The organism is Streptomyces sp. NPDC048462, assembly GCF_043200175.1.
Classification (GTDB): domain Bacteria; phylum Actinomycetota; class Actinomycetes; order Streptomycetales; family Streptomycetaceae; genus Streptomyces.
The window spans coordinates 388,111-394,111 of record NZ_JBICXG010000002.1 but is presented as its reverse complement, the minus strand read 5'-3'; the positions used below and the strand labels follow the sequence as shown (position 1 = coordinate 394,111).

The 6,001-nt window shown below is 73.3% G+C and carries 4 protein-coding genes; 2 read left to right on the top strand and 2 right to left on the bottom strand.

The features are described from left to right. Window positions 1–27 precede the first annotated feature (27 nt). Window positions 28–1,812 carry an ABC transporter ATP-binding protein gene (locus ACGFU6_RS04915; protein WP_393608097.1) on the bottom strand — a complete coding sequence of 595 codons (1,785 nt, stop codon included), beginning with the start codon at window positions 1,810–1,812 and terminating at the stop codon, window positions 28–30. 65 nt (window positions 1,813–1,877) lie between these two features. After that, complete coding sequence (locus tag ACGFU6_RS04910) at window positions 1,878–3,575, bottom strand: ABC transporter ATP-binding protein (protein ID WP_393608096.1); 1,698 nt, start codon at window positions 3,573–3,575, stop codon at window positions 1,878–1,880. A 243-nt stretch (window positions 3,576–3,818) separates the two neighbouring features. Here ACGFU6_RS04910 and ACGFU6_RS04905 point away from each other — a divergent pair, with 243 nt between their 5' ends. Together ACGFU6_RS04905 and ACGFU6_RS04900 are read left to right on the top strand one after the other, a co-directional pair. Next, window positions 3,819–4,886 (top strand): FecCD family ABC transporter permease, encoded by a 1,068-nt coding sequence (locus tag ACGFU6_RS04905; protein WP_393608095.1) that lies wholly within the window; start codon window positions 3,819–3,821, stop codon window positions 4,884–4,886. Continuing rightward, entirely contained in the window at window positions 4,883–5,983 is a 1,101-nt protein-coding gene (locus ACGFU6_RS04900; protein WP_393608094.1) for a FecCD family ABC transporter permease, read from the top strand. Before ACGFU6_RS04905 ends, ACGFU6_RS04900 begins: the two co-directional genes overlap by 4 nt. Window positions 5,984–6,001 lie beyond the last annotated feature (18 nt).

Below are 6,001 nucleotides of genomic sequence, written 5' to 3'. Positions count from 1 at the left end.
GGCCGCCTGTTGTGGGTCAGTACGTGTTCACCGCACGTCCGCCGGCTCCCGGCGGCTGTCGGACCACGCCTCCCACAGCGCCGCGTACCGGCCGCCGGCCGCCACGAGTTCGTCATGGCTGCCGGTCTCCACGATCCGGCCCTCGTCCAGGACGACGACGCGGTCGGCGGTCGCCGCCTGGGGGAGCCGGTGCGCGACCACCAGCCCGGTACGCCCCTCCAGCGCCCGCAGCGCCGCCTCCTCCAGGACCCGCGCGCCCGCGCTGCCCGCATCCGCGGTCGCCTCGTCGAGGATCGCGACCGGCGGGTCCGCCAGCACCAGCCGGGCCAGGGCGAGATGCTGCGCCTGCGTCACCGTCAGCCGGTGACCGCCCTCGCCCACGACCGTGTCCAGGCCGTCGGCCAGCGCCTGCGCCCACTCCAGGGCGCCGACCCGGTCAAGGGCCGCGCGCACCTCCTCGTCGGTGGCCTCCGGGCGGGCGAGGCGCAGGTCCTCGGCCAGCGGGCCCGCGAACACGTGCACCTCCTGGCTGATCAGCGTCACCGCGCGCCGCACCCCGGCGGCGCCCAGCTCGGCCGCGTCGACCCCGCCCAGCGAGATGGTCCCGCCGTGCGGCTCGTGGACGCCCGCGATGACCTTGGCCAGCGTCGTCTTGCCGGCGCCGCTGGCACCCACCAGCGCCACCCGCTCGCCGCTGCGCACCTCCAGATCGACCTTCCGCAGTACGGGGGACCCGGAGCCGTAGGCGTAACTGACCGCGCTCACCTTCACCGAGCCGTCCGCCGGAGCGGTGCCGCCCGGGGCGCCCTGCTCGGCCGGCAGCTTGGACAGCCCGACCAGCCGGGCGAAGCTGGCACCCGCCGACTGCGCGTCGTCGATGAGGAACAGCGTCGCGTTGACCGGGTTGAAGAGGCTGTGGAAGTAGAGCGCGGCGGCGGTGGCCGTACCGATGCTCACCGAACCGCTGTCCACCAGCAGGAAGCCCGCGCCGAGCATGGCCGCCAGGCCGATGTACTCGGCCAGGTTCAGCCGGGAGAAGAAGCCGGTGACGATGTGGATGCCGCCCAGCGCGAGGTCCCGCGCCGAGGCGGAGCGCTGCTCCAGCAGGTCGGTGTGCGCACGGTTCAGCCGGAACGCCCGTACGGTGCGTACCCCGCCGACGCTGTCGAGCAGCTGGTGCTGGAGCGCGCCGGTCGCGACGCGGTGCTCGGCGTACACCGGAGCGGCCCGGCGCAGGTACCAGCGCACCGACAGCACCTGGACCGGCATCGCCAGCAGGGCCGCGACCAGGAACCGCCAGTCCAGCACGGCGAGTCCGACGAAAGTCAGCACGATGGTCAGCGCGGAGCGGGTGAACTCGGGCAGCGCCTGGCGCACCGACTTCGCGATCATGGAGACATCGCTGGTCACCCGGGAGACCAGGTCCCCCGAACCGGCCGCCTCGACGCGCTCCAGCGGCAGCCGCAGCGCTCGCTCGATGAACTGCTCGCGCACGGCGGCGAGTACGGTCTCGCCGAGCCGCGCCACGAGCGTGCTGCCGACCGCGGCGGCGGCGCCGCGCACCAGGGCCACCACGATGAGCAGCACCAGGGGCACCGTCAGCGCCCGTGAACCGCGCCGCTCCACCACCAGGTCCACGATGTGGCCGAGCAGGGGAGCGGTCAGCAGACCGATCGCGGTTCCGGCGACCAGCACGCCGACGGCGGCCGCGGTCAGCCGCCGGTGGCCGCGCAGCATGGTGCGCAGCGCCGCGACGCTCTCCGCGCCGGTCGCCGTCGGCAGCAGCGCGCGGTCCGCGCCGGATGTGCTCATGACCGCTTTCCCCTCTTCTTCCGCGTGCGTTTCCGTGTCTTGCGCGCGTTCCTCGTACGTGGATGTCATGCAAGCACCGCCGCCCGGTAGCGCTCGTCCCCGGCGACGAGTTCGGTGTGGTGGCCGGTCGCGGAGACGGTGCCCCCGTCGAGGACGACCACCCGGTCGGTGACCGCGAGGAGGGCCGGGCTGGTGGTGATCAGCACGGTGGTGCGCCCGTCGCGGATCTCCCGCAGCCGGGCGGCGATCCGGGACTCGGTGACGGTGTCCACGGCGGTGGTCGGGTCGTGCAGCACCAGTACGGAGCTGTCGGCTGCCAGCGCCCTGGCCAGTGCGACGCGCTGCCGCTGGCCGCCGGAGAGGGACCGGCCGCGTTCGGCGAGCACGGTGTCCCCGCCGTCGGGCAGCAGCCGGGCGACCTCGTCGGCCGCCGATGCGGCGAGGGCCTCGTCGACCGGGGCGGCGTCGTCGCGGGCCCCGGCACGTACGTTGTCCAGCAGGCTGGTTTCGAAGAGGTCGGCGTCGTGGTGGGCGACGAGGACGGCGCGGCGCAGCGCGTCGGGGGCGAGTTCGGTCAGCGGTACGCCGTCGAGCTCGATCAGCCCCTCGGCGGGGTCCCGCTCCCTGGCCAGGCAGAGCAGCAGATCTGTCGCGGCGGCCGGATCACCGGTGACCACTCCGATCAGTTCGCCGGACCGGATGTCCAGATCGATGTCATGCAGCGAGCCGAGCCGCACCCCGCTCAGGCACAGCCGTCCCGCCGCGTCCTGGGGGACCGAGGACGCGCCGCCCTCGACGGCGGCGGGCGAGTCCAGCACCTCGGCGATCCGGCGGGCGGAGGCGCGGCCCTGGGCGAACTCGGCGTTGACGTAGGTGAGCAGCTGGAACGGGCCGAGGAGGAACTGGGCCAGGCCCACCGCCGCCACCAGGTCACCGATGCTGATGCTGCCGCGCATCGCGAGGTAGGCGCCCACGATGCCGATGACCGCGATGAAGACGCCGGTGAGCGAGAGGACGGCGCCCTCGTGGCCGGCCCGGCTGCGGGCCGCCCGCAGGGCAGCGGCCAGCGAGTCCTGGCTGGTGGTGCGGTAGCGGGCCACGGCGGCCGACTCGGCGCCCATGCCCTTGAGGACGCGGAGTCCGGCGACCAGGTCGGCGGCGACGCCCGAGGCGTGCGCGGCCCGTTCCTGCTCGGTCTCGCTGCGGCGCTCGAGCGGACGGCTGATGCGGTGGCCGAGCCACAGCAGCGGCGGGATGCCCAGCAGCACGAGGAGTCCGAGCGGGACGGAGATCCTGAGCAGTGCCACCGCGCTGATCACCAGCGCCGAGGTCGCGGCGACCCCGTAGGCCAGGACCGTGGCGACCGAGCCCACCCGGCGGGCGTCGTTGGTGGCGATGCTGGTGAGCGCGCCGGGCAGCCGGTTCGTGTCGGCGCCCCCGCGCGGGTCGAGCACCCGGGCTCCGAGCTCCATCCGGAGCCGGTGCGCGGCTCGTTCCCCCGCCCCTTCGGCGAGCCGGGCGCTGGTGCGGTAGCAGTTCGACAGCACCAGGAACAGCCCGGCGAGCACCAGGAGCCAGCGCAGCAGCGACTGGGAGGAGCCGGTGGCCACCGCCGTGTCGATGGCCGCGCCGATGACGACGGGCACCAGGGCCTCACACCCCTGATGCACCGCTCCGAGCACTGAGGCGGTGGCGACGCGGCGCCGTTGCCCCCTGATCGCCCTGCGGAGGACGTGCCCCCCGGTCGGTCCTCCACCTGGCATGCGGGCCTCCGCGATGAGTCTGGAAAAGTTAGGTAAGGCTACTCTAAATGGGTGGCCGAGGGGGTACGCCGACCGCTATGCCCCCGGTCACGGCGGCGCACGTCATTTCGCGTGCGGGGGGCACTCGTTGACCACGCGGCACCGTTCGGTTAGCCTCACCTAAGTTCTATCCGGGTCCCTGCGTCACGTTCCGGCGCCCTACAGCTCGCGGTGCACCCGAACCGCTGTCAGGGGGAGTTGTCGTTGTCGGTCGAAACCCGGACGGCTCCGGAGGACCGGGCCGTCGCCCCCGACGCCCCGCCGCCCGCCCGGACCGCGAACACCCTGCGGGCCCTGGGGCTGGTCGCGGCGCTGGCCGCCCTCGTCCTGGTCGGGCTGCTCAGCGTGTGGGTGGGCACCCGGGGCATCCCGTTCACCGCGACCTGGAGTGCGCTCTGGCACCCCGACGGCTCCGAGACCTCGATCATCATCCATGACTACCGCATCCCCAGGACGCTCCTGGGGCTGCTCGTGGGCATGGCGCTCGGCCTGTCCGGCGCGCTGATGCAGGCCCTGACCCGCAACCCGCTCGCCGACCCGGGCATCCTCGGCATCAGCCTCGGCGCCTCCGCCGGGGTCGTCGTGGCCATCGCCTTCCTCGGGGTCGGCTCGGTGCTGGGGTACGTGTGGTTCGCCTTCATCGGCGCGGCCGTCGCCTCCGTCGCCGTCTACCTGCTGGGCTCCTCGGGCCGTACCCTGGCCACACCCGACCGGCTCGTGGTGGCCGGGGCGGCGCTGACCGCGGTGCTGTACGCCTTCAACTCGGCGGTGCTGCTGCTCAATCCGCGCGCCTTCGACCAGTACCGCTTCTGGACGGTGGGTTCCCTGTCCGGCCGGTACTACGACGTCATCTACGTCATCCTGCCGTTCATCGTGGTGGGCCTCCTGATCGCCCTCGGCCTCGCACCCTCGCTCAACGCCCTCGCGATGGGCGACCAGCTCGGCCGCGCCCTCGGCCTGAACGTCGGCCGCACCCGGGTGCTGGGCGCCGTCGCCGTCATGCTGCTGTGCGGCGCGGCCACCGCCGCCGCCGGGCCGATCGGCTTCGTCGGGCTCGCCGTACCGCACGTCGCCCGCTTCGTCGTCGGCCCCGACCAGCGCTGGGTGCTGACGTACTCGATGCTGCTCGCCCCGGTCCTGCTGATCGGCGCGGACGTCCTGGGGCGGGTGCTCGGCTCGCCGGGCGAGGTCCAGGTGGGGATCATCACCGCGTTCCTCGGGGCGCCGCTCTTCATCGCCCTGTGCCGCCGTCGAAAGCTGGTCATGCTGTGAGCGCCGTACGGGAGAAGGACCCCGCCGGAGCCGGTACGGAGACAGCGCGGCCGAGGGTCGTCAGCGGACTGGTGCTGCGCACCCGGCCGGGCGGGCTGTCCGTACGGATCCAGGGCCGCGTCCTCGTGGTGACGGCCGTGATGCTCGTCGCGCTCGTCGCCGTCGCGCTCGTCACCCTCACCACCGGAGACTTCGAACTCTCCGTCGGCGAGGTACTGCGGGCCGTGCTGGGCCACGGCTCAGGCGGCGCCGACTTCATCGTCAACACCCTGCGCATGCCACGCCTGCTGACCGCGATGTGCGTGGGCGCGGCCCTCGCGGTCAGCGGGGCCATCCTGCAGAGCCTGACCGGCAACTCCCTCGGCAGCCCCGACATCATCGGCTTCACCAACGGCTCGGCCGTAGGGGCGCTCCTCGTCATCATCGTGCTGCACGGCAGCATGACCCAGATCGCGGTGGGCGCGCTGATCGGCGGCCTCGCCACCGCCGCCGCGATGTACCTCCTCATGCTGGGCAGGGGACTCCAGGGCTTCCGCCTGGTCGTCGTCGGCATCGGCGTCAGCGCGCTGCTGCTCGCCGTCAACTCCTATCTGATCACCCGGGCGACCTGGCAGGAGGCGCTGGAGGCGCAGGCCTGGCTGATCGGCAGCCTGACCAACCGGGGCTGGCAGCAGGCCAACACCATCGGCATCGCCGTCCTCGTCCTGCTCCCGCCCGCGTTCTTCCTCGCCCGCCGGCTCTCCATGGTGGAGATGGGCGACGTCACCGCCATGGCCCTCGGCGTCGACGTGGCACGCACCCGGGCGCTCCTGCTCGTCATCAGTGTCGCGCTCGCCGCCTTCGCCACGGCGGTCACCGGACCGATCTGGTTCATCGCACTGGCGGCGCCCCAGCTCGCCCGCCGGCTGACCCGGGCATCGGGTCCCGCGCTGGTCCCGGCCGCACTCATGGGCGCTCTGCTGCTCGCCGCGAGCGACCTGCTGGCGCAACGGCTGTTCGCCCCCTCACTGCTGCCGGTGGGTACGGCGACCGGGACCATCGGCGGGCTGTACCTCATCTGGCTGCTGATCACCGAGTCGCGAAAGAGCCGCGCATGACCCGAAAGACGACACGTA

What these genes read in the sequence shown, in the direction of transcription:
- ACGFU6_RS04915 (WP_393608097.1), bottom strand. Translation starts at nt 1,812, where the DNA reads ATGAGCACATCCGGCGCGGACCGCGCGCTGCTGCCGACGGCGACCGGC.
- ACGFU6_RS04910 (WP_393608096.1), bottom strand. Translation starts at nt 3,575, where the DNA reads ATGCCAGGTGGAGGACCGACCGGGGGGCACGTCCTCCGCAGGGCGATC.